We start from the raw sequence: 23,338 nt of genomic DNA, 5'->3' as shown, positions 1-23,338 counted from the left end.
CACAGCGCAAAATAGCACCATGGCACAAGACGACGGATTACAAAACGCGGCAATTCTGATGATGTCTCTGGGCGAGGCAGAAGCATCCGAGGTTTTCAAGCACCTTTCCCCCAAAGAGGTCCAGAAATTGGGTGAGGCCATTGCCAAGACCACACAGATCACCCGTGAGCGGGTGGATGAAGTGGTGGAAAAATTTACCGGCGTGGCGGCGTCTCAAAGTTTGCTGGTATCGAATTCCGGCGACTATGTTCGTTCGGTATTAAAGCTGGCACTGGGCGATGACAAGGCAGCGCTGCTGATTGACCGCATTTTGCAGGGTGGAGATGTTTCGGGGATTGAGAGCCTGAAATGGATGGACCCGCTGTCTGTTGCCGAACTGCTGCGCAACGAACACCCCCAGATCGTGGCCGCCATTCTGGTGCACCTGGATTACGACCAGGCTGCGGATGTGTTGAAAAATCTGACGGAACGCCAACGCAATGAAGTGATGCTGCGTGTTGCCACCATGGAAGGCATTCAACCCACCGCTTTGAAAGACCTCAATGAGGTGTTGTTCAAGGTGCTGGCGGGCGGCGACAAGATTCGCAAGTCCTCCCTGGGAGGTGTCAAGACGGCAGCCGAAATGATCAACCTGATGGGCACTGCCATTGAGGGCACGGTGATCGAGTCCATTCGCAACCACGATGCGGATCTGGCGCAGAAGATCATGGACAAGATGTTTGTGTTTGACGACGTGATGAAGCTCGACGACAAGGCCATCCAGATGGTGCTCAAGGAGGTTTCTTCGGATGTGCTGATCGTGGCGCTCAAAGGCGCGCAACCCGAACTCAAGGAAAAGATCCTGGCCAACATGTCGTCGCGCGCTGCGGCCACCCTGAGGGAAGACCTGGAGTCGCGCGGTCCCATGCGCCTGTCCGAGGTGGAAGCCCAGCAGAAAGAGATCCTCAAGACCGTGCGCCGTTTGGCCGACGAAGGGCAAATTGTGGTGGGCGGCGGAGGTGGCGATGACGCCATGGTCTGATGACGCGCGCGCATAACCGTTTTATCCCGGGCGAAGAACTGGGTGCCGTAGTGGACTGGAACTTTGGCGCAGTGGACCAGGCGTCTGTGCGCTTTGCCGCCAAGCTGAAGGCGCAGGAAGCGGCTGAAGATCAGGCCAAAGAGAGCGTGCTGCGCCAGTCGGGCTACGCCGAAGGATTTGCGCAAGGCCATGCGCAGGCCACCATGGAGGGTAACCGCCGGATTGATGACTACATCAGTTCACAGGGGCAGGAAACCGCGCGCGGTTTTGGCCAGCTGTTCGAGTCGGCACAGGCGCAGATTGCAGAAGCCGAGCAAGTTATGGCTAAAGGCGTACTGGAACTGGCGTGTGAACTGGCCCGCCAGGTGTTGCGGCACGAGTTGTCTACCAACCCCAATGCATTGCAACCAGTGATTCGTGAAGCACTGGGAGTTCTGGCCGTGGACAGCAAGGCCGCCGTGGTGCGCATGAATCCGCAGGATCTGGGTGTGCTGGATGACGTGCTGCGCCAGGAATTTGCCGGGTTGGCGCTGACGTTGCTCGGCGAAGCCTCGATTACCCGCGGGGGATGCCTGGTGGAGTCGGCAGGCACCGTGGTGGATGGAACGCTGGAAAAGCGCTGGGCGCGCGCTGTAGCCAGCCTGGGTCTCGAATCAGCTTGGGTCGAGTCTGAAGATGGACGCTGAAGCCATAGACGCCGCTGAAACGATTGGCTCCGCTGCCAAGTGGCAGGAGTTTCTGCACCGTGCCCAGCACAGTGTGGCGCGCGACAGTTCGCTGGAAGTGCGGGGCACGTTGACCCGACTGACGGGTCTGGTGCTGGAGGCCAGCGGCATACGGGTGCCCGTGGGGTCTCAGTGTGTGGTATCGATGAAGTCACAGCAACCGGTGCTGGCAGAAGTGGTTGGCTTTTCGGGCGATAAGGCGTTTTTGATGCCGGCAGGGGATGTGCATGGCTTGTCCAGCGGGGCCGGTGTGGCACCTGCGGCGGCGTATGTGCCGGTGCCTCGGCTCGGCGAGCCCGTGTCTGCGGATCTGGGTGGTCACGCAGGCATGTTGCGCTTGCCTTTGGGTGATGGCCTGCTTGGACGGGTGGTTGATTCCCAGGGTGCGCCCATGGACCGTCTGGGGCCTATCCTGGATGTCATTTCCAAGCCGCTGGATAGAAAACCCATTAACGCGATGGACCGTGCGCCAGTCCGGGTCGCCCTGGATACGGGGGTGCGGGCCATCAACGCCTTGCTGACGGTAGGGCGTGGGCAGCGTATTGGTCTTTTTGCTGGCTCCGGCGTGGGCAAAAGCGTGTTGCTGGGCATGATGGCCCGCTATACGCAGGCAGACGTCATTGTGGTCGGGTTGATTGGTGAGCGGGGCCGTGAGGTCAAGGAGTTCATTGAGGATATTCTGGGTGTGGAGGGGCGTGCCCGGTCTGTGGTGGTGGCCGCTCCAGCCGATGCGCCGCCGCTGCTGCGCATGCAGGGGGCGTCCTATGCGACGGCTATCGCCGAGGGTTTTCGGGACCGCGGCAAGCATGTCTTGTTGCTGATGGACTCACTCACCCGCTACGCCATGGCCCAACGGGAAATTGCGCTGGCCATTGGCGAGCCACCCGCTACCAAAGGGTATCCGCCATCGTGCTTTGCCAAGCTGCCCCAGTTGGTTGAGCGCAGTGGCAATGGCCTCAATGGTGTGGGCTCCATTACCGCTTTCTATACCGTGCTTTCTGAAGGCGACGACCAGCAGGACCCAATCGCCGATGCCGCCCGAGCCATTCTGGATGGTCACATTGTGTTGTCGCGCACCTTGGCGGAGTCAGGCCATTACCCTGCGATTGACGTTGAGCAGTCCGCATCCCGCGTCATGCACAGCGTGGTGTCGCGTGAGCATTTTGAGCTGGCACGCCGATTTCGGGCGGTGTACTCCAAATACGAACGGGGTCGGGATCTGGTGCAGATTGGGGCTTACGCCCATGGATCGGACCCATCGCTGGACGAGGCTATTGCCCTGCACGATGGCATGGGTCAGTTTCTGCAACAAGATATGTACGAGGCTGCACCCATGGATGCAGTTTTGGACCAAATGGCCGCCGCCACCTCTTTGCATGGGGGCGGCCTATGAAGACCAACCGGGCTGACGAATGGGGGGCAAAGCCACCATGTCGCAGTTAAGAAGCATTCTTTTGGCCATTGAACAGGCCACCCGCCACAGGGACGACGCGGTCAAAGTGGTGTTGCGGGTGAAGCGCAATTTGGGTTTTGTGCAAGACCAGATGGGCCAGTTGCAGGGGTATGCGGGTGACACGGATGCCCGCTGGACGGGATCCGCATCGGGCGCACTGTCTGCAGAACTCATTCGACACCATTACCAGTTTATGGAACGTCTGCAGCAAGCCATTGGCCTGCAGGTGGGGGTGATGAGCAGCACGAACGCCCAACTTGAGATCGCGAACAAGGCGCTGCTGCAAGCGGAGTTTCGCCTCTCCGGCTTGAATCAGGTCCTCAAAAACCGGCAGGCTGCCTTGGAGCGCACGCAGAAACAACGGGACCAGCGACAGACCGACGAATTTGCAGCCATGCTGCATGCACGCACCAGACGGCTGCCCATGAGTGGAGAAACACAATGACGATTGAAATGGGACCAACCCAAACGAGTGCGAAACCAGCCGCAACATCAGACGCGGCAGGCGCGAATGGCAAGACGGGCAGCCGCGCCAAGCCCGCGTCGGACGCCCCGGGCGGTTTCATGGCGATTTTGACCTCCTTGGACGCCTCTGCGGCAGCACTGCCGGTACCGGCGGATGACGGGTTGACACCTTCGCAGATGGCAGCAGCTGCGCAGTCGGACACGCTGCCCGTGGCTGTCGATGCCGCAGCCTTGCTTGCTCAGGCTTCGCAATGGAATCCCGTGCAAACACCGGCTGATGTCGCATCTGGCTCCGGGGTTGCGGAAGGCTCCGCGTTAGTTGCAAAGCCGGTCCGTGCTGTGGCAGCACTCAGCAGCACACCTGGTTTGTTGGCTGGGATGGGCGAAGTTGCACCTGAGCTCTCTCCCAAGGGGGGTAAAGGGCAAATAAATGCCGCATTGAAACAAAGTCAAGAAGCCGCCTCTTTGACCAATGTCGCACCAATCACGGGCCAGCCCGATGCCAAGACCGTGGCGCTTGCAGAGCGAGTTGCGGACGCCCAGGCCGCACCGCTTGCGATGGTCAGAGTCCTGGAAAACGCTGCAATGCCAGGCCGTCGGGAAGACCCGCTGCGGGAAAAATCGATTTTCAAGTTGAGCACCCCGGATGGAGTGCCAGGACAGCCTGCCACCGCGTCCGGTATGAGCACTTCATGCGGGATGGGTGCGCCAGCGGCCGTCTCTCCAACGGACGCCTACGTTGCTGAACAGGTTTCCTACTGGATTTCGAATGATGTCCAGAATGCTGAAATGAAGCTCGACGGTATGGGCGACCACCCGGTGGAGGTCAGCATTCGCATGCATGGCAACGAGGCGCATATTGCGTTTCGCACGGATGAGATTCAGACCCGCGAAGTGCTGGAAAATGCGAGTCTGCATTTGAAGGACATGTTGCAGCGCGAAGGCGTGATTCTGTCCGGCGTTTCTGTGGGCACTTCAGGTGCGGGGGATTCCGACGCGCAAGAACGCAAGCCGCGCCCGGGCGCAAGGCAAGTGTCCATCGTATCCGTGCAGCCCTTGAGTGCGGGCTTGCGGCCGGTTTCATCTGGCCCGGTTGGCCGCGCGTTGGACCTTTTTGTCTAACCAGCTATAAATGTGTCAGTATTCCCGGTTGGTAGTGGGTTTACCACTCTTTATTTGCGCTTTACTTCTTCCCGGCGCGGCAAATAATGCCTGAGCCGTCTCTGTAACCAAGGAACTATTTTGTCTGCGAAACCCGAAGCCGCTGATACCGCCAAAGCGCCCGCCAAGAGCAAGAAGATGCTGATCATCATTCTGGGCGCAGTCCTGGTCCTGGCATTGGGCGGGGGCGGTGCTTTTTTCTTTATAAGCAAGCAGAGAGCCGCTGCGGCTGAAGGGGAAGACGCCGTGCCTGAAAAGGCTGCGGCGCACTCTGGGCCCAAGACTCCGCCTGCGTATCTTCCGCTGGACAACATGGTGGTCAATCTTGCTGACCCCGGTGGTGAGAAAGTTGCCCAAATCGGAATTACGCTGGAAGTGGCGGATGCCCATGCGTCAGATACCGTGAAGGCGTTCCTGCCCACGATTCGTAGCGGTGTCCTCATGCTGATTTCTCAGCGAACCGCTGAGGAGTTGCTAAGCCCTGAAGGCAAGAGTAAATTGGCGAAAGACATTCTTAGAGAAGCGTCGATTCCGTTTGGCGGTGGTGAAGATGCGCATGGCAGCGAAGAGCCTGCGCCCAAGAAAAAAGCAGCTAAAAAAGACGCCCACTCGGACATGCCCGTTGTCGGTGTGTTGTTTTCCAGCTTTATTGTTCAGTAAAGTTGCAGCAGGTACCCATATATGAGTGAGTCATTTCTTTCCCAGGAGGAAGTCGACGCCCTTCTGGAGGGCGTGACCGGTGAGAGTCAGAAGACGGTGGAGGAGGCCGCCGAACACGGAGAGGTCCGTGCTTACAACATTTCCAGCCAGGAACGCATCGTTCGTGGGCGTATGCCGACGATGGAGATCGTCAACGAGCGCTTTACGCGTAACTTGCGCGTGGGGCTGTTCAACTTCATTCGTCGAAGTCCTGAAATTTCTGTGGGACCCGTGGCAGTGCAGCGGTACAGTGCTTTTTTGCGCGAGTTGGCTGTGCCGACCAATTTCAACATTGTCGCCATTCGGCCGCTTCGTGGAAGCGGATTGATCGTATGTGAGCCTGCACTGGTCTTTGGCGTGATTGACACGCTGTATGGGGGCATAGGGAAATTTCAGACCCGGATTGAAGGGCGCGACTTTTCTGCGACTGAGCAGCGGGTCATCAATCGGTTGGTGGATGTGATTACGACGGAGTACAAGAAGGCCTGGAAAGGGATTTACCCGCTGGAACTGGAGTTCCAGCGATCCGAGATGCAACCTCAGTTTGCCAATATCGCAACGCCCAGCGAAATTGTGATTTCGACCTCCTTCCAGCTTGAAATCGGTGATATCTCCGGTGCCATTCATTTTTGTTTTCCGTACTCCACGCTGGAGCCTATTCGGGATGTGCTCTACTCTTCCACTCAGGGTGATTCGATTGAGGTAGATCGCCGGTGGGTAACCGTGTTGACGCGTGAGATCCAGGCGGCAGAAGTGACGCTGGTAGCCGAGTTGGCTCGGGCGGATGCGACTGTGGCGCAATTGCTGGCCATGAAGAAAGGCGATTTCATTGAGCTAGATCGTGAGCCGAAAATTCAGGCAACGATAGACGGCGTACCGATTTTTGAATGCCACTACGGCACGCACAATTCCAAGTACGCGATTCGCATAGACAAAGCCTTGCGGGGCAATGACCAAAATTGGTTGGGAGAAAGAAATGGCATCTGAAGACAAACCCGATGAAGCCGCGGACGACGGCATGGCTGACTGGGCTGAGGCCCTGCTGGAGCAAAAAGCAACCGAGTCGTCCAGCGAACCCGGTGGGGTGCTTGATGGCAGTGCTCCTAAGCCGTTTTCGTCCATGCCGTTGGGCGGCGATGCGCCGATCAATGACATCAATATGGTCTTGGACATTCCAGTTCAGCTTTCCGTAGAACTGGGCCGAACCAAGGTCCCTATCAAGCACATTTTGCAGTTGGGACAGGGGTCGGTCGTAGAGTTGGATGCGCTTGCCGGAGAACCAATGGACGTCTTGGTTAATGGTTATTTGATAGCGCAGGGTGAGGTGGTGGTGGTGAATGACAAGTTTGGCATCCGCCTGACCGACGTGGTTACACCATCTGAGCGTTTGCGCCGCGTTAGTAAGAACTGAGGGATTGGGATGACCCAGTCGCTGATCTCCGTGGGCGTGTTCATTGCACTGTTGGCTTGTTTGCCTTTTGCGATCAAATGGGCAAAGGCTCGTTCGACAGGTAACGTGCGCGAGGTGGGTGGTCAATCACGCTTCGTTTCAGCGGTTGCGGTTGGACCCCATCAACGAGTTGTCACAGTCGAAGTGGGTCCGGAGCACGCGCGCGTGTGGTTGACATTGGGTGTTACCCCGCAGGCCATAACCTGCCTGCACAGCACCCATATTGCTTCATCCCCTCATTCAAGTGCCACTGAAACATCCGTTTCATTGGTGGCGAGCTTATGAGAGTGCGTGGCTGGATGGCTGTTCATGGTGCTGGAGTGAGTCGGATAGGCTTCGCCGGCAAATCTCTGATTGGATTGTGTGCGGTCTTTCTTCACGGGGTAGTCTGTGCGCAGACTCCAGGGCAGTTGCCGTTGTTGATTGGAACGGGTGCGGCTGGCACGAGCTTCTCGGTTCCCGTTCAAACGCTGCTGTTCTTCACAGCGCTTTCTTTTTTACCAGCTGTATTGTTAATGATGACGGGCTTCACCCGGATCGTGATTGTTCTGTCACTGCTTCGTCAAGCTTTGGGAACCCAATCTGCACCACCCAATCAGGTTATCGTTGGTTTGTCGCTATTCCTTACCTTTTTTGTTATGGGCCCAACGCTGGACAAGATGTACGAGGATGCCTATGTCCCTTACACCAAGAGTGCGATTACGTTTGAGCAGGCCCTGGAAAAGGCGGAGTCACCCATTCGTGGTTTCATGGTTAAGCAAACGCGTCAGTCCGACTTCTCTCTGTTTGCAAAACTTGCAAAACTCGCACCCGATGTGACTGCAGAAAAAGCCCCTCTGCGGGCGCTGGTTCCAGCATTTGTCATCAGTGAGTTGAAGTCTGCCTTTCAGATCGGGTTCATGATATTTATACCGTTCCTGGTCATCGACATTGTGGTGGCGAGCGTACTGATGTCACTGGGCATGATGATGCTGTCTCCCGTCTTGGTGGCGCTACCCTTCAAGCTGATGCTCTTTGTGCTGGCTGACGGATGGAATTTGTTGATTGGCTCTCTTGCCGCCAGCTTTGTTGTTTGAGGAGGCGTTTGGGCCATGAATGCGCAGATGGTTTTAACAATGGGCCAAGATGCCCTGTTGATGCTTTTGATGGTTTCCTCGCCGGTTCTCGGGACGGCCTTAGTCGTGGGGCTGTTGGTGAGCCTGTTTCAGGCGGTTACGCAAATCCATGAAGCAACGCTCGCATTTGTACCCAAATTAATTGCAGTCATCGCCGTGTTTGCCATCGCCGGACCCTGGATGCTCACTATGCTGGTTGAGTACATTCGACGAACGTTCGAAGCGATTCCCGGCTCGGTGGTTTGATTGAGATCCAACCGTGATATCCATAACTGAAGCGCAGCTTGCGGCATGGATATCGCCGATATTCTGGCCGTTTTTGCGTGTCCTGGCGGTGTTTACTACGGCGCCTGTGTTTTCCATGCGGGCCATCCCGGTGCGTGCCAAGGTCGCATTGGCTTTCTTTGTGGCGTTGGCCACCCAGGCCAGCCTGCCGAACATGCCTGTTATTGGGTTTGACGATCCGCAGGTTTTGGGTGTCGTTGTGCAGCAAGTTGGTGTTGGCTTGGCGATCGGTTTTGCCATTCGACTGGTGTTTTCCGCCGTGGAGTTGGCTGGAGAGGTGGTTGGGTTCCAGATGGGACTGAACTTTGCTGCGTTTTTTGACCCGACGATCAACGCACAGTCCAGCGCTGTCGCCCGATTCTTTGGTCAAATGACCTCATTGCTTTTTTTGGCAATGAATGGTCACCTCATGGTGCTGATGGCCATCACACGCAGTTTCCATTCGTTCCCGCTGGATCAGAATTTTCTGGAAACGCTGAAACAAATGAAATTGCAACGCCTCGGGGCGGACTTGTTTGCGAGTGCGCTGTGGATCGCCCTCCCCATGATCGGTATGCTGATGTTTGCGAACTTGGCCATGGGAATCATTTCCCGGATCGCACCGCAAATGAACATCTTCGCCGTCGGGTTTCCCATTACGCTGGTTGTGGGCTTGGTCGGAATCACGGTGACCTTGCCAATGCTGGACCAACCCTTCATGGCGCTTATGGAGAAAGCGGTTGAAGTGTTTGTGAACAACTAGTAGTCGACATTACACAAGCTCATTTCGAATGGCGTAAACGGTTAACTCCGCGTTGTTGGTTAATTTCAGCTTTTCCAGAAGTCTGGATCGATAAACGCTAACAGTTTTGGGGCTGAGCATCAGATCTTCTGCAATATCAGACAAGCGCTTTCCGGACGCAATCTTCAGCAGCGTCTGCAATTCGCGTTCAGACAGTGTGGAGTGCAGCGTTTGGGTGCTTGGGGAAGCCAGGTTCCCGACCAGCATCTCGGAGACCTCGGGCGTAACGTATTTGCGACCATTGGCTATGGCGCGCACGGCGGGTATCAGTTCTGCTGGATCCCCGGCTTTGTTCAGGTACCCATCGGCACCGGCGCGTAAACACCGGATCGCGTACTGATCTTCAGCAAACATGGAAACGACCAAAACCCGGATAGGCGAATTCGTCTCTCGCAAGCTCGCAAGGACCTCAAGTCCGCCACGGCCCGGGAGATTCAGGTCCAACAGCAATACATCGCATGCGGTCGTTCGCAGGACCTCCCGAACTTCGGCGTAGCTTCCGGATTCTGCAACGACCTGGATATCAACAGCGTCAGCCAGCGTGTCGCGAATACCGCGACGGACCATTGCATGGTCGTCACAAAGAACAACTCGTATCATTAGAACTGCTCCTCCGGCAATGCTTGGCTTGTCGGCCTCAGGGGAATTGAGAGGATGATTGACGTGCCAACGCCCGCTCGAGTGCTGACGTCCAGCCAGCCACCTACCGTCTTGGCGCGTTCATGCAATCCGCGGATGCCAAAGGCGTCCGGGTTTTTCAGTTCATGCTCAGAGATACCTTTGCCATCGTCCGTCACTTCCAGTGTCAAAACGTCTTCAGCGTCAGATATTTCTATATCCACCCGTTTGCAGTTTGCGTACTTGGACACGTTAGTCAGCGCCTCTTGTGCGGTACGGTAGGCCGTCAGTTCAATGGACTTTGAGGGAGACAGATGTTCATTGTTGGTTCGCAGGCTTGTTGAAATACCGGTCCGCTTCTCGAAACTTGTGGCGAGCCATTGAATGGCCGCAAAAAGCCCCTGGTCCAGAATTGAGGGACGCAAATTCATCATGATTCTCTGGCTGGCGCCAAGAGCGTGCTGCAACATTTCGGTGGCCGCTTGGATATGGGCTTGAATTGTTGGGTCAGAGCCGTGCCGGGTAACCCACGCGAGATCGAGTTTGGCTGCAGCGAGGGACCCGCCGATGTCATCATGGATTTCCCGTGCAATGGCAGCGCGCTCCCGTTCGATGGCCGATTGCAAATAGCCGGCAAACTCAGTAAGGCGCTTTTCTGAAGCTGCCAGTTCCAAGTCAGCCTTTACCTTGGCTGCACGCGTTTGATTCATTTCCAAGGCCCGACCAATGACCCTGGCAAGTCTGCCCAAGTCGTCCTTGTGCAGGTAGTCGCTGATGCCCAAATGGATCGCCGAAACCGCAGCCGCCTCACCGATTGCGCCGGATAGGAGAATAAAAGGTGGGCGAAAGCTGAGTGTGGAGAGCGCTGACCAAGCGTCCAAGGCAGTAAAGCCCGGCAATCGATAGTCCGCCAAGATGACGTCAAATGATGTTTGATTCACTGCTGCGCAAAACTGCTCCAGCGTATCAACACGATTTATTTCAACTGGAAGCCCCGCTTTCCTTAGCGCGTGACAGACCAGTTGGTGGTCCAGAGCAGAATCCTCAAGATGGAGTATCTTCATAGGGTTATCCGGTGGACCGCCCACATGGTTCGAAGTTATCATTGGCAACGCATTATGAATGCATGGGGACGCGGGAAGCAAGCGTGGTCGAAAAGTGTTGCCCGGTGCCTGATGAAAGTTGCCTGGCTCCAGCCATTCCTGCTAACCTTGATTCAAGGGTTGAGGGAGAAAAATACGGCCGAGATTGAACTGAAGTGTGGTTATGAGGACAAATGACGATGCATCAATCATTGACAACAAACGCCGCGCCTGCAGTGCAATTGCCCGTCATGCTTGTGGCGGAAGTTCAGGACTCGCTATTGGTGGTAGTGCACGATTTGACTCGGCTAGACGGCTTGCTCGCGCACACGATGGAAAATTTGATGGAGCGTTTTACGAGCGCGAGCGCCAACCTTGCTGATCCTTCGTTGATGGACTCCAGGGCACTTGACGTGGTCCGAAACACCTTGCGTGCAGCTGTGACTGAGTTGCAGTTTCAAGACATGGCGTCGCAACTCATCGTTCATACTTCAAAAATTCTGCAGGGCTGCGCTTATCGCTTGGCTTCTGAGTCCATGGGATCGGAGGATGGGGAGGCTGTTCCTTTTGTTGAGGAAGTGCCCGAGCGCCCGAATCCCGTGACCCAGGATGAAATGGACGCGGGATCCATTGAGCTTTTTTGAATCTTGACAACTAAAATTGTCCAAACTGAACCAGTCGGAGCTTCACATGCCTTTAATTCTCGCTGTTGACGATTCACCATCTATGCGAAAGATGGTGTCTTTTACTTTAACTGGCGCTGGCTACCAAGTGGTGGAGGCGGTAGATGGGCAGGATGCTTACGAGAAGGCCCAAGCTCAGAATTTTGATTTGGTCTTGACCGATCAGAATATGCCTCGTCTGGATGGTCTGGGCCTCACGCGGAAACTGCGCGAACACCCGCAATTCAAGACGACCCCCATTCTGGTGTTGACCACTGAGTCCAGCGACTTGATGAAGCAGGCTGGGCGGGCTGCCGGCGCGACGGGATGGTTGGTAAAGCCATTTGATCCTGCAAGATTATTGGATGTGATCAAAAAGGTAATCAAATAGGTTTTTGATAGTGGCTTGTTAGAACGAAAACAGGAGTTGGGTATGGCTGAGGTGCACCAAGATAGCAGTGGCGGGGGCGGGGATTTTGATCTAACCCAGTTTTATCAAATCTTCTTTGAAGAGGCCGGCGAAAATCTGGATCAAATGGAGCAAATGCTGCTTAATTTGAATCTGGAAACTGCCGACGATGAGGAGCTCAACGGTATTTTTCGCTGTGCACACTCAGTAAAAGGCGGAGCTGCAACATTTGGTTTTGCGGATGTTGCGGAATTGACTCATCAAATGGAGTCTTTGTTGGACCGTTTGCGCAGGCATGAATTACAGCCGAATGCCGCAATGGTCGACGTTTTGCTGGAGTCTGCCGATGCTTCACGCAGCTTGTTGGCACGCCATCAAGCTGGTGGCGAAGGTGAAGCACTTCCGACCGCTGACCTGGTCAGGCGGATCAGTGAGTTGGCAGCCGGTAAAACACCTGTCGCCATAGCTCCAATGGTGCAAGCCGTTGCTGCAGACGTTGTGGCTCAACCGAGCGTGCCACGAGATAAATCTGTTCGATCATTAACCATTCGTATTGGTCCACTGGAGTTGCCGGAGCAGGCAGATGCGATCCGGGAGCTATTCAGGGATATTCCGGGATTGGGAGACATAACAGTCATGTCATCCGACCGGAAAGACACCCGCGTTTTTGCGGTGACGACGACTTCCTCTAATGAGGACCTTCTGGATCTATTCGCGTTTCATGTATCGCGGGACTACATCACCATAGGCGATAACGATTCTGCAGCGCGAGCCGTGGGTTATCTGGATGATCCATTACCTGGTGCGCCTCTGGCGCCGTTACCAGGATTTGGCTTTTTTGACGGCGCTCCAGGTGCGCCAGTTCAGCCAACTGTCGCCGTTACTGGAGTGGGGGGTGCTTCTGAATCCGCCGCTGTTGCCAAGGCGCCCGTCAAGACGACAAACGCTGGAGTTGCGGCTCAGCCAGAGGCTGCAACGATTCGAGTTGCTATCAGTAAGGTAGATCAACTTATAAATCTTGTCGGCGAATTGGTGATTACTCAAGCCATGCTTGCCCAGAATAGCAGGGCACTTGATCCAGCTGTATATCAACAGCTATTGACTGGACTGGCTGACTTGGATCGCAATACGCGTGACTTGCAAGAGTCCGTTATGTCCATACGAATGATTCCGATGTCAATCGTGTTCAGCAGGTTCCCGCGGATGTTGCGCGATTTGGCTGGAAAACTGGGCAAGAAGGTTGATTTTGTGACTCAGGGTGAAGCAACTGAGCTGGATAAAGGGTTGGTCGAAAAGATAACCGATCCACTGACGCATCTGGTGAGAAACAGCTGTGATCATGGCGTTGAATTACCTGCAGATCGTTTGGCCGCGGGAAAGCCTGAAACAGGGACCATAACGCTCTCTGCTTCGCATCAGGGTGGGTCCATTGTGATTGAAGTACGTGATGATGGACGAGGCTTGTCGCGGGAAAAAATCTTGAGTAAGGCCCGTGAGCGGGGTCTGGACGTTTCTGACCAGATGTCAGATGCCGATGTGTGGGGTTTGATATTTGCGCCTGGTTTTTCTACGGCAGCAGTTGTTACGGATGTTTCTGGTCGTGGCGTTGGTATGGACGTCGTGAAGAAAAACATCACAGCACTCAATGGGACAGTCGAAATAGATTCTGCCGAGGGCTATGGCATGAAGGTTTCGGTTCGATTGCCGTTGACGCTGGCAATTATGGACGGCATGTCGGTGGGTGTCGGCAAAGAGGTCTACATTCTTCCTTTGTCGTCTGTGATTGAGTCTTTTCAGGTTAAGGCTGACGCAGTTAGCACAGTAGGGCAGGGGTCTCAACTCATTAAGGTGCGTGACGAGTACATGCCGGTTATTGAGTTGGAAAAGGTCTTCCAGATTCCCCGATCTGATTTCGACAAAGCGTGTGACATCATGGTCGTCGTTGAGGCAGATGGTAGTCGCGTAGCGCTGCTCGTCGATGAATTGCTAGGTCAGCAGCAAGTAGTGGTTAAAAACTTGGAATCCAATTATCGAAAGGTGCCCAATGTGTCCGGTGCCACGATTCTGGGGGATGGAAAAGTCGCCCTCATTCTTGATACGGGCGCTTTAGTACGACGGTCTCGGCATTGATTCCCGAAAATTGAAGGAGAACAGCATGGGCATGATGGAAAAACTCGATGAATTGGGAACCTCAGGTGCTCGCGAATACCTGACGTTCCGGCTGGACCAGGAAGAGTACGGTATAGACATACTGAAGGTGCAAGAGATTCGCGGTTATGAACATCCCACCCGAGTGGCAAATGCCCCGGATTTCATCAAGGGCGTCGTGAATTTGAGGGGTACGATAGTTCCAATTGTGGACATGCGGCTGAAGTTTGGTTGTTCCAAGGCTGAGTACAACGCTTTTACCGTAGTCATCATTCTTAATCTTAGGCACCGAATCGTAGGAATAGTGGTTGACTCCGTCAGTGATGTGATGGAATTGCCGTCGGAGAGCCTGAAGTCAGCACCAGAAATGGATAGCGTTATCGATAGCGGAGCCGTGCTGGGTCTGGGTTCATTGGGTGACAGGATGTTGATTCTGCTTGACATCGAGAGGTTGATGTCAGCGGCTGACATGGGACTAGTGGGTGGTTCAGATTGATGCGGGCCAGCTGATCCGATGCGCATCCACCGTGAGCGCGACGCCATGAATCCGCGATCGGGACGAGGTGACAGTACCTCGCCGGAGCGAGGCGACTCTAATGACGCAGCGCACATGCAAGGCCGGGAATTCGCTTGGACCAACGCAGATTTTGACAAAGTGCAGTCGATGATCTACAGCCGCGCGGGGATCAGTTTGCATGATGGTAAGCATGCAATGGTCTACAGCAGATTGTCCAGAAGGCTTCGGGATACGGGGCATCAAAGTTTTAGCGGGTATTTGACTTGGCTTGAGGCGACAGAGGGTCCAGAATGGCAGGAGTTCGTCAATGCGTTAACCACTAACTTGACGTCATTTTTTCGCGAGCAACACCATTTTGATATTTTTGCAGAATATTTGAAGACAAAGCCCCCGGGGACTTCTTGGAACGTTTGGTGCAGTGCTGCGTCGACTGGTGAGGAGCCCTATTCAATTTTCATGACGGCGCTGGAGACTTTGGGGCAACGCGGCAATTTCACACTCAAGGCGAGTGATATCGATTCGAAAGTGTTAGCGACTGCAGCTCAGGGGGCCTATCGACTTGAGGGGTTAAAAGGCGTTAGTCCTGAGCGTATGAAGCAATTCTTTTTGCGGGGTAAGGGCGCGAATGAGGGGATGGTCAGGGTCAAGTCTGAACTGGCGCAGCGGATCGAGTTCCTTATAGTCAATTTGATTAGAGACGATTGGCCCTTTAGGGATCCTTTTGATGTTGTTTTTTGCAGGAATGTCATGATCTACTTTGACTCACAGACCCAGCGGAAGGTGCTTGAACGTATTCATCGAGTCATGAAACCTGGGGGCTTGCTTTTTGTTGGGCATGCGGAAAATTTCAGTGATTCTCGGGACTTGTTTGCGCTGAATGGGAAAACTGTTTATGAGCGGCGCTAGGATTACGATGTTGAAGTTTGTCTGTTTTGCTTTGGGTACTTTAAATTGATCGCAAGGCGAACATGAAATCGCTTCAATCTCCGTCCTGGGCCTTACCGATTGGACCTGCGAACAATTTGCCGCCTGCTAAAGTGTTGGCGAATGGGAGAGTGTCCCGTATCGATCAGTTGAAGGCGCAGATTCGCAAGCCAGGCGAGGCGTCCTTTTTCTATGCGGACCACCACTTCCAATACGATGCCGTCAAGGTGCTCCCTGGTGAATACTACGTCTCTAACGAAGATTTGGTAGTGATGACCGTTTTGGGGTCATGCATCGCTGCATGTATATGGGATGGGAAGGCCCGCACTGGAGGTATGAATCACTTCATGCTGCCCGATGGTGACAACGCTGAGGGGTCCGGTCGATATGGCTCCTATGCGATGGAGTTGTTGATCAACGAGATGATCAAGCTGGGTGCTCGCCGTGAAACGATGCAGGCCAAGATATTTGGGGGGGCACAGGTAATGGCTGGCTTTACTACGATGAATGTGGGAGAGCGGAACACCCAGTTCGTGCTGAATTACCTGGCGACTGAGCGGATTCCTGTTGTGTCTCAGGATGTTCTCGACATTCACCCGCGCAAGGTATGTTTTTTTCCTCTTACGGGAAAGGCATTGGTAAAGCGGCTAGCGCACTCCCATCCCGAGACTCTTGCCGTCGAGGAGCGTCGAGGGAATGCTGCTTCTGTGGCGAAGTCCACTGCCGGTGGCTCTGTGGACTTGTTCTAGGATTGTAGATTGAAGAAGATTCGTGTCGTCGTTGTTGATGATTCCGCTTTGGTCAGAAGCTTGTTGTCCGAAATCATCAATCGTCAGAGAGACATGGAGTGTGTTGGGGTTGCAAACGACCCTTTGATAGCCAGGGAGTTGATCCGTGAACTGAATCCCGATGTGATCACGCTGGATATCGAGATGCCCAAGATGGACGGGATTGATTTTCTGGGGCGTCTGATGCGATTGCGTCCAATGCCTGTTTTGATGATTTCCACGCTCACTGAGCGAGGTGCCGAGGTTACGATGCGCGCGCTGGAGCTTGGAGCCGTGGATTTTGTGGCCAAGCCAAGGATCGGATTGGTAGACGGCATCGGGGATCTTGCTGGGCAAATCGTCGATAAGATTCGGGTTGCAGCTGGGGCGCACGTTCGGCGGCTGAGTCAGCCGTCGTCGAGTGGTGGAGATGCAGCCGGATTCCGGGAAGGGGAGCAGAGGCTGGTTGTTTTAGGTTTAGGGCGTGTATCGACTGAAAAATTGATTTGTATTGGTGCCTCAACAGGCGGAACAGAGGCAATTAAGGAAATACTGACGCGAATGCCCGCCGATTCTCCTGGAATCGTCATTACTCAGCATATGCCCCCTGGTTTTACAGCCAGTTTCGCGGCCAGATTGAATGGCCTGTGTCGTATTACGGTGCAAGAGGCTGTTGATGGTGGCCGTATTCTCCCTGGGCATGCCTACATCGCTCCGGGGGGGAAGCAGTTTCGGGTCGATAGGAGTGGTGCCAACTACGTTTGTATTGTCGAAGACGGCGAGTTGGTTAACAGGCATAGACCTTCGGTCGAAGTATTGTTTAGATCTGTGGCTAAGTTTGTTGGACGAAACGCGTTTGGCATCATGCTTACCGGGATGGGTAACGACGGAGCCAAGGCCATGAAGGAAATGCGAGATGCGGGCAGTTATAACTATGTGCAAGATGAAGCGAGTTGTATCGTGTTTGGAATGCCTCGAGAGGCCATTCTCCATGGTGCGGCGGATGAAGTGCTGCCTCTGACTGAAATCGCCGACGCACTTTTGACTAAACTGAGTGGTACCTTGAACCGGTATCGGGTGTAGCTCTTGTAGAGTGAGCGTCAAATTCTTGCTTGTGCGTTTCTTGCCACTGCGAGGCAAGTGTTACGTGGAAGTCTTCGTTAGGGGTACCAGTCATGTGTGTATAAGCAGAGTTGGTTAAAATTTTTTGACAGCAGCCTTAAAAGCGTGTCATAATTCAAGGCTTCGCTGATCACAGTGAAGGAAAAAAAGTAGTGTTAAAGCTGCTTGAGATCATTAAAAATATACAGCCGATAAGCGTGGGCGTTTGAAGGCAATTGCCAAGTTCTTCGGAACTAAGTCTTAATTGGCTTACAAACGCTCATGAATGAAAAAAGATGTGAAATTCAGAAATGAAGTTCATGTCAATTCCAGTTTATGAGTTGCTCGAAAGGGCAAAAAATTCAAGATCGAACTATAGAGTTTGATCCTGGCTCAGATTGAACGCTGGCGGCATGCCTTACACATGCAAGTCGAACGGCAGCACGGGAGCAATCCTGGTGGCGAGTGGCGAACGGGTGAGTAATATATCGGAACGTGCCCAGTCGTGGGGGATAACGCAGCGAAAGCTGTGCTAATACCGCATACGATCTATGGATGAAAGCGGGGGACTCGCAAGGGCCTCGCGCGATTGGAGCGGCCGATATCAGATTAGCTAGTTGGCGGGGTAAAAGCCCACCAAGGCGACGATCTGTAGCTGGTCTGAGAGGACGACCAGCCACACTGGAACTGAGACACGGTCCAGACTCCTACGGGAGGCAGCAGTGGGGAATTTTGGACAATGGGCGAAAGCCTGATCCAGCAATGCCGCGTGCAGGACGAAGGCCTTCGGGTTGTAAACTGCTTTTGTACGGAACGAAACGGTCTCCTCTAATACGGGGGGCTAATGACGGTACCGTAAGAATAAGCACCGGCTAACTACGTGCCAGCAGCCGCGGTAATACGTAGGGTGCGAGCGTTAATCGGAATTACTGGGCGTAAAGCGTGCGCAGGCGGTTATATAAGACAGATGTGAAATCCCCGGGCTCAACCTGGGACCTGCATTTGTGACTGTATAGCTAGAGTACGGTAGAGGGGGATGGAATTCCGCGTGTAGCAGTGAAATGCGTAGATATGCGGAGGAACACCGATGGCGAAGGCAATCCCCTGGACCTGTACTGACGCTCATGCACGAAAGCGTGGGGAGCAAACAGGATTAGATACCCTGGTAGTCCACGCCCTAAACGATGTCAACTGGTTGTTGGGTCTTCACTGACTCAGTAACGAAGCTAACGCGTGAAGTTGACCGCCTGGGGAGTACGGCCGCAAGGTTGAAACTCAAAGGAATTGACGGGGACCCGCACAAGCGGTGGATGATGTGGTTTAATTCGATGCAACGCGAAAAACCTTACCCACCTTTGACATGTACGGAAGTTACCAGAGATGGTTTCGTGCTCGAAAGAGAACCGTAACACAGGTGCTGCATGGCTGTCGTCAGCTCGTGTCGTGAGATGTTGGGTTAAGTCCCGCAACGAGCGCAACCCTTGTCATTAGTTGCTACATTTAGTTGGGCACTCTAATGAGACTGCCGGTGACAAACCGGAGGAAGGTGGGGATGACGTCAAGTCCTCATGGCCCTTATAGGTGGGGCTACACACGTCATACAATGGCTGGTACAAAGGGTTGCCAACCCGCGAGGGGGAGCTAATCCCACAAAGCCAGTCGTAGTCCGGATCGTAGTCTGCAACTCGACTACGTGAAGTCGGAATCGCTAGTAATCGTGGATCAGAATGTCACGGTGAATACGTTCCCGGGTCTTGTACACACCGCCCGTCACACCATGGGAGCGGGTTCTGCCAGAAGTAGTTAGCCTAACCGCAAGGAGGGCGATTACCACGGCAGGGTTCGTGACTGGGGTGAAGTCGTAACAAGGTAGCCGTATCGGAAGGTGCGGCTGGATCACCTCCTTTCTGGAAACTGCAATTAAATTCGAACGCTCACACTTATCGGTTGTTGGAAGGTTGTCGCTGATGACGCAGGTTTGGACCTGGTCAAAGTGACCGGCTTGGGTCTGTAGCTCAGTTGGTTAGAGCACTGTGTTGATAACGCAGGGGTCGTTGGTTCGAGACCAACCAGACCCACCAAATGATGGTGTGTAAAAACCCTATCCAACGTCCTTCTGGTTTTGGGGGTGTAGCTCAGCTGGGAGAGCGGCTGCTTTGCAAGCAGTAGGTAGCGGGTTCGAGTCCTGTCACCTCCACCAATCTTCTTATTTCTTATCTGATACATGGTATCCAACACCAAAGTTGCTTCGAATTCTTCGGAAGAAGAGGCGGCTTTGTTGTTGATCAGGATTACTTGATCAATCGGCTGTTCTTTAACAATTTATAGAGTTTAATCAGCGTTGCTAACTTTAAGCTGCGTGAGGAAACTGCACATTCGTAAAGGTTTAGTGCAGACCGTGCCTTGCGTAGTTGTTAGTAACATAATTTTGATTGCGTCAAAATGAATATCAAACTTTGTTTGAAATTCGAAAGTAAGTTAGACGAACTTTTTACGTAAGTGAAAGCTTGTGTGAATGGTGGCGTCATTTACGGCATAACGCGATTGGTGAAAGACCAATCAAACATTCCTTGAAAATAGCTTTTATTGTTTCGCAAGAAACGTCAAAGTTATAGGGTCAAGTGAATAAGAGCACATGGTGGATGCCTTGGCAATGATAGGCGACGAAGGACGTGATAGCCTGCGATAAGCTTCGGGGAGCTGGCAAATTAGCTTTGATCCGGAGATTTCCGAATGGGGAAACCCACCTGCAAAGGTATCGCATGCTGAATACATAGGTATGCGAGGCGAACCGGGTGAACTGAAACATCTCAGTAGCTCGAGGAAAAGACATCAACCGAGATTCCGAAAGTAGTGGCGAGCGAAATCGGAGAAGCCTGCAAGTGATAGCACAAGACATAACGGAACAGCCTGGAAATGCTGGCCATAGCGGGTGATAGCCCCGTACGTGAAATGACCTGTGTGGTACTGAGCTTGCGACAAGTAGGGCGGGACACGAGAAATCCTGTCTGAATATGGGGGGACCATCCTCCAAGGCTAAATACTCATCATTGACCGATAGTGAACTAGTACCGTGAGGGAAAGGCGAAAAGAACCCCGGGAGGGGAGTGAAATAGATCCTGAAACCGTGTGCTTACAAAAAGTAGGAGCCTCGCAAGGGGTGACTGCGTACCTTTTGTATAATGGGTCAGCGACTTACATTCAGTGGCAAGGTTAACCGAATAGGGAAGCCGTAGAGAAATCGAGTCCGAATAGGGCGTCAAGTCGCTGGGTGTAGACCCGAAACCAAGTGATCTATCCATGGCCAGGATGAAGGTGCCGTAACAGGTACTGGAGGTCCGAACCGACTAGTGTTGCAAAACTAGCGGATGAGCTGTGGATAGGGGTGAAAGGCTAAACAAACTTGGAAATAGCTGGTTCTCTCCGAAAACTATTTAGGTAGTGCCTCAAGTATTACCGTCGGGGGTAGAGCACTGTTTTGGCTAGGGGGTCATGGCGACTTACCAAACCAATGCAAACTCCGAATACCGACGAGTACAGCTTGGGAGACAGAGCACCGGGTGCTAACGTCCGGACTCAAGAGGGAAACAACCCAGACCGCCAGCTAAGGTCCCTAAAATTGGCTAAGTGGGAAACGAAGTGGGAAGGCTAAAACAGTCAGGATGTTGGCTTAGAAGCAGCCATCATTTAAAGAAAGCGTAATAGCTCACTGATCGAGTCGTCCTGCGCGGAAGATGTAACGGGGCTAAGCCAGTTACCGAAGCTGCGGATTTGCAATTTATTGCAAGTGGTAGGAGAGCGTTCTGTAAGCCTGTGAAGGTGGTGGTGTAAACCCTGCTGGAGGTATCAGAAGTGCGAATGCTGACATGAGTAGCGTTAAAGGGGGTGAAAAGCCCCCTCGCCGTAAGCGCAAGGTTTTCTACGCAACGTTCATCGGCGTAGAGTGAGTCGGCCCCTAAGGCGAGGCAGAGATGCGTAGCTGATGGGAAACAGGTCAATATTCCTGTACCGATGTGTAGTGCGATGTGGGGACGGAGAAGGTTAGCTCAGCCAACTGTTGGACATGTTGGTTCAAGCCTGTAGTCGTGCCTGGTAGGTAAATCCGCCGGGCTTAGATGAGGGGTGATAACGAGTCTGCTTGCAGACGAAGTGAGTGATACCCTGCTTCCAGGAAAAGCCACTAAGCTTCAGCTACACACGACCGTACCGCAAACCGACACTGGTGCGCGAGATGAGTATTCTAAGGCGCTTGAGAGAACTCAGGAGAAGGAACTCGGCAAATTGACACCGTAACTTCGGAAGAAGGTGTGCCTTTAGTAGGTGAAGGGATTTACTCCTGGAGCCCAATGAGGTTGCAAAAAATCGGTGGCTGCGACTGTTTATTAAAAACACAGCACTCTGCAAACACGAAAGTGGACGTATAGGGTGTGACGCCTGCCCGGTGCTGGAAGATTAAATGATGGGGTGCAAGCTCTTGATTGAAGTCCCAGTAAACGGCGGCCGTAACTATAACGGTCCTAAGGTAGCGAAATTCCTTGTCGGGTAAGTTCCGACCTGCACGAATGGCGTAACGATGGCCACACTGTCTCCTCCTGAGACTCAGCGAAGTTGAAATGTTTGTGATGATGCAATCTCCCCGCGGAAAGACGGAAAGACCCCATGAACCTTTACTGTAGCTTTGTATTGGACTTTGAACAGATCTGTGTAGGATAGGTGGGAGGCTTTGAAGTAGGGTCGCTAGATCTTATGGAGCCAACGTTGAAATACCACCCTGGTGTGTTTGAGGTTCTAACCTAGGTCCATTATCTGGATCGGGGACAGTGCATGGTAGGCAGTTTGACTGGGGCGGTCTCCTCCCAAAGCGTAACGGAGGAGTTCGAAGGTACGCTAGTTACGGTCGGACATCGTGACGATAGTGCAATGGCATAAGCGTGCTTAACTGCGAGACTGACAAGTCGAGCAGATGCGAAAGCAGGACATAGTGATCCGGTGGTTCTGTATGGAAGGGCCATCGCTCAACGGATAAAAGGTACTCTGGGGATAACAGGCTGATACCGCCCAAGAGTTCATATCGACGGCGGTGTTTGGCACCTCGATGTCGGCTCATCTCATCCTGGGGCTGTAGCCGGTCCCAAGGGTATGGCTGTTCGCCATTTAAAGAGGTACGTGAGCTGGGTTTAAAACGTCGTGAGACAGTTTGGTCCCTATCTTCCGTGGGCGCTGCAGATTTGAGGAAGCCTGCTCCTAGTACGAGAGGACCGGAGTGGACACACCTCTGGTGTATCGGTTGTCACGCCAGTGGCATTGCCGAGTAGCTAAGTGTGGAAGAGATAACCGCTGAAAGCATCTAAGCGGGAAACTCGTTTCAAGATGAGATCTGCCGGGGCCTTGAGCCCCCTAAAGAGTCGTTCAAGACCAGGACGTTGATAGGTCAGGTGTGGAAGCGCAGTAATGCGTTAAGCTAACTGATACTAATTGCTCGTGCGGCTTGACCCTATAACTTTGATCACGAAAGTGCTTCAAGGGTGTTATGCCAAGTTGACGCATTCAAAATATCCAGAGAAAACTGGATCGTTAAATCGAAGCTGATTAGCTCTATAAATTGGTTGTCTTGACCCTGTGTCAAGGTGACAAAAAGTTATGCCTGACGACCATAGCGAGGTGGTACCACTCCTTCCCATCCCGAACAGGACAGTGAAACGCCTCTGCGCCGATGATAGTGCGGATCCCCGTGTGAAAGTAGGTCATCGTCAGGCTATTACAGTGAAACGCCCAGTCACGTGACTGGGCGTTTTTTTTACCGCTTCCAGTTAGCGGTAAAGAAAACGTAAAAGTTTCAAATTTTTTGACAGCAGCCTTAAAAGCGTGTCATAATTCAAGGCTTCGCTGATCACAGTGAAGGAAAAAAAGTAGTGTTAAAGCTGCTTGAGATCATTAAAAATATACAGCCGATAA

General features: G+C 53.4%; 21 protein-coding genes, 2 tRNA genes and 3 rRNA genes. 24 read left to right on the top strand and 2 right to left on the bottom strand.

Annotated elements, in window-relative coordinates; all coding sequences use genetic code 11:
• Window positions 1-19: 19 nt before the first annotated feature.
• The 12 genes from fliG to fliR all read left to right on the top strand — a co-directional run bounded on the left by fliG (window position 20) and on the right by fliR (window position 9,116).
• The gene (gene fliG, locus AC097W_RS20580) at window positions 20-1,021 is read left to right on the top strand and encodes a flagellar motor switch protein FliG (protein ID WP_479604503.1); all 1,002 of its coding nucleotides are present in this window, start codon (window positions 20-22) and stop codon (window positions 1,019-1,021) included.
• A complete protein-coding gene (locus AC097W_RS20575) occupies window positions 1,021-1,707 on the top strand; it encodes a flagellar assembly protein FliH (RefSeq protein ID WP_479604502.1) in 687 nt (228 codons plus the stop codon). The genes fliG and AC097W_RS20575 overlap by 1 nt, the downstream gene beginning before the upstream one ends.
• Window positions 1,697-3,139 carry a flagellar protein export ATPase FliI gene (gene fliI / locus AC097W_RS20570; RefSeq protein WP_479604501.1) on the top strand — a complete coding sequence of 481 codons (1,443 nt, stop codon included), beginning with the start codon at window positions 1,697-1,699 and terminating at the stop codon, window positions 3,137-3,139. Before AC097W_RS20575 ends, fliI begins: the two co-directional genes overlap by 11 nt.
• 37 nt (window positions 3,140-3,176) lie before the next feature.
• Window positions 3,177-3,644 carry a flagellar export protein FliJ gene (locus AC097W_RS20565; RefSeq protein WP_479604500.1) on the top strand — a complete coding sequence of 156 codons (468 nt, stop codon included), beginning with the start codon at window positions 3,177-3,179 and terminating at the stop codon, window positions 3,642-3,644.
• Window positions 3,641-4,786, top strand: coding sequence for a flagellar hook-length control protein FliK (locus AC097W_RS20560; protein WP_479604499.1), 1,146 nt, complete (start codon window positions 3,641-3,643; stop codon window positions 4,784-4,786). The genes AC097W_RS20565 and AC097W_RS20560 overlap by 4 nt, the downstream gene beginning before the upstream one ends.
• 120 nt (window positions 4,787-4,906) lie before the next feature.
• A complete protein-coding gene (locus AC097W_RS20555; RefSeq protein WP_479604498.1) occupies window positions 4,907-5,485 on the top strand; it encodes a flagellar basal body-associated FliL family protein in 579 nt (192 codons plus the stop codon).
• Between the two features lie 21 nt (window positions 5,486-5,506).
• Window positions 5,507-6,511: a flagellar motor switch protein FliM gene (fliM, locus tag AC097W_RS20550; protein ID WP_479604497.1), complete on the top strand. Its 1,005-nt coding sequence runs from the start codon at window positions 5,507-5,509 to the stop codon at window positions 6,509-6,511.
• The gene (gene fliN, locus AC097W_RS20545) at window positions 6,501-6,935 is read left to right on the top strand and encodes a flagellar motor switch protein FliN (RefSeq protein ID WP_479604496.1); all 435 of its coding nucleotides are present in this window, start codon (window positions 6,501-6,503) and stop codon (window positions 6,933-6,935) included. Before fliM ends, fliN begins: the two co-directional genes overlap by 11 nt.
• A gap of 9 nt (window positions 6,936-6,944) precedes the next feature.
• The gene (locus AC097W_RS20540) at window positions 6,945-7,259 is read left to right on the top strand and encodes a FliO/MopB family protein (protein ID WP_479604495.1); all 315 of its coding nucleotides are present in this window, start codon (window positions 6,945-6,947) and stop codon (window positions 7,257-7,259) included.
• The gene (gene fliP / locus AC097W_RS20535) at window positions 7,256-8,050 is read left to right on the top strand and encodes a flagellar type III secretion system pore protein FliP (protein ID WP_479604494.1); all 795 of its coding nucleotides are present in this window, start codon (window positions 7,256-7,258) and stop codon (window positions 8,048-8,050) included. Before AC097W_RS20540 ends, fliP begins: the two co-directional genes overlap by 4 nt.
• A 15-nt stretch (window positions 8,051-8,065) precedes the next feature.
• The gene (gene fliQ, locus AC097W_RS20530; protein WP_479604493.1) at window positions 8,066-8,335 is read left to right on the top strand and encodes a flagellar biosynthesis protein FliQ; all 270 of its coding nucleotides are present in this window, start codon (window positions 8,066-8,068) and stop codon (window positions 8,333-8,335) included.
• A 13-nt stretch (window positions 8,336-8,348) separates the two neighbouring features.
• Window positions 8,349-9,116 carry a flagellar biosynthetic protein FliR gene (gene fliR, locus AC097W_RS20525; protein WP_479604492.1) on the top strand — a complete coding sequence of 256 codons (768 nt, stop codon included), beginning with the start codon at window positions 8,349-8,351 and terminating at the stop codon, window positions 9,114-9,116.
• A gap of 9 nt (window positions 9,117-9,125) precedes the next feature.
• On the opposite strand, the gene AC097W_RS20520 is transcribed toward fliR, so the two are convergent.
• On the bottom strand, window positions 9,126-9,755 hold the full coding sequence (locus tag AC097W_RS20520) for a response regulator (protein WP_479604491.1): 630 nt from the start codon (window positions 9,753-9,755) through the stop codon (window positions 9,126-9,128).
• The gene (locus AC097W_RS20515) at window positions 9,755-10,837 is read right to left on the bottom strand and encodes a sensor histidine kinase (RefSeq protein ID WP_479604490.1); all 1,083 of its coding nucleotides are present in this window, start codon (window positions 10,835-10,837) and stop codon (window positions 9,755-9,757) included. The genes AC097W_RS20520 and AC097W_RS20515 overlap by 1 nt, the downstream gene beginning before the upstream one ends.
• Window positions 10,838-11,055: 218 nt before the next feature.
• Here AC097W_RS20515 and AC097W_RS20510 point away from each other — a divergent pair, with 218 nt between their 5' ends.
• The 12 genes from AC097W_RS20510 to rrf all read left to right on the top strand — a co-directional run bounded on the left by AC097W_RS20510 (window position 11,056) and on the right by rrf (window position 23,139).
• Window positions 11,056-11,499, top strand: a complete 444-nt coding sequence (locus tag AC097W_RS20510) for a hypothetical protein (RefSeq protein WP_479604489.1) — start codon at window positions 11,056-11,058, stop codon at window positions 11,497-11,499.
• Window positions 11,500-11,545: 46 nt separating this feature from the next.
• Window positions 11,546-11,908: a response regulator gene (locus AC097W_RS20505; RefSeq protein ID WP_479604488.1), complete on the top strand. Its 363-nt coding sequence runs from the start codon at window positions 11,546-11,548 to the stop codon at window positions 11,906-11,908.
• 42 nt (window positions 11,909-11,950) lie between these two features.
• Window positions 11,951-14,056, top strand: a complete 2,106-nt coding sequence (locus AC097W_RS20500; protein WP_479604514.1) for a chemotaxis protein CheW — start codon at window positions 11,951-11,953, stop codon at window positions 14,054-14,056.
• Window positions 14,057-14,081: 25 nt separating this feature from the next.
• Window positions 14,082-14,570: a chemotaxis protein CheW gene (locus AC097W_RS20495; protein ID WP_479604487.1), complete on the top strand. Its 489-nt coding sequence runs from the start codon at window positions 14,082-14,084 to the stop codon at window positions 14,568-14,570.
• 114 nt (window positions 14,571-14,684) lie between these two features.
• The gene (locus tag AC097W_RS20490; protein WP_479604486.1) at window positions 14,685-15,497 is read left to right on the top strand and encodes a CheR family methyltransferase; all 813 of its coding nucleotides are present in this window, start codon (window positions 14,685-14,687) and stop codon (window positions 15,495-15,497) included.
• A 62-nt stretch (window positions 15,498-15,559) separates the two neighbouring features.
• On the top strand, window positions 15,560-16,264 hold the full coding sequence (cheD, locus tag AC097W_RS20485; RefSeq protein ID WP_479604485.1) for a chemoreceptor glutamine deamidase CheD: 705 nt from the start codon (window positions 15,560-15,562) through the stop codon (window positions 16,262-16,264).
• Between the two features lie 9 nt (window positions 16,265-16,273).
• Window positions 16,274-17,365, top strand: coding sequence for a protein-glutamate methylesterase/protein-glutamine glutaminase (locus AC097W_RS20480; protein WP_479604484.1), 1,092 nt, complete (start codon window positions 16,274-16,276; stop codon window positions 17,363-17,365).
• Between the two features lie 388 nt (window positions 17,366-17,753).
• Window positions 17,754-19,290, top strand: a 16S ribosomal RNA gene (locus tag AC097W_RS20475).
• Between the two features lie 97 nt (window positions 19,291-19,387).
• Window positions 19,388-19,464 (top strand) — tRNA-Ile (locus AC097W_RS20470).
• A gap of 43 nt (window positions 19,465-19,507) precedes the next feature.
• Window positions 19,508-19,583: transfer RNA gene (locus tag AC097W_RS20465), tRNA-Ala, on the top strand.
• 415 nt (window positions 19,584-19,998) lie between these two features.
• A 23S ribosomal RNA gene (locus AC097W_RS20460) occupies window positions 19,999-22,879 on the top strand.
• 147 nt (window positions 22,880-23,026) lie between these two features.
• A 5S ribosomal RNA gene (rrf, locus tag AC097W_RS20455) occupies window positions 23,027-23,139 on the top strand.
• The 16S, 23S and 5S rRNA genes sit together here with 2 tRNA genes alongside, the layout of an rRNA operon.
• Window positions 23,140-23,338 lie beyond the last annotated feature (199 nt).

This window comes from Rhodoferax sp. GT1R46, from assembly GCF_056521285.1.
The sequence above is the reverse complement of the archived record's forward strand: the minus strand, read 5'-3'. Positions and strand labels throughout refer to the sequence as shown.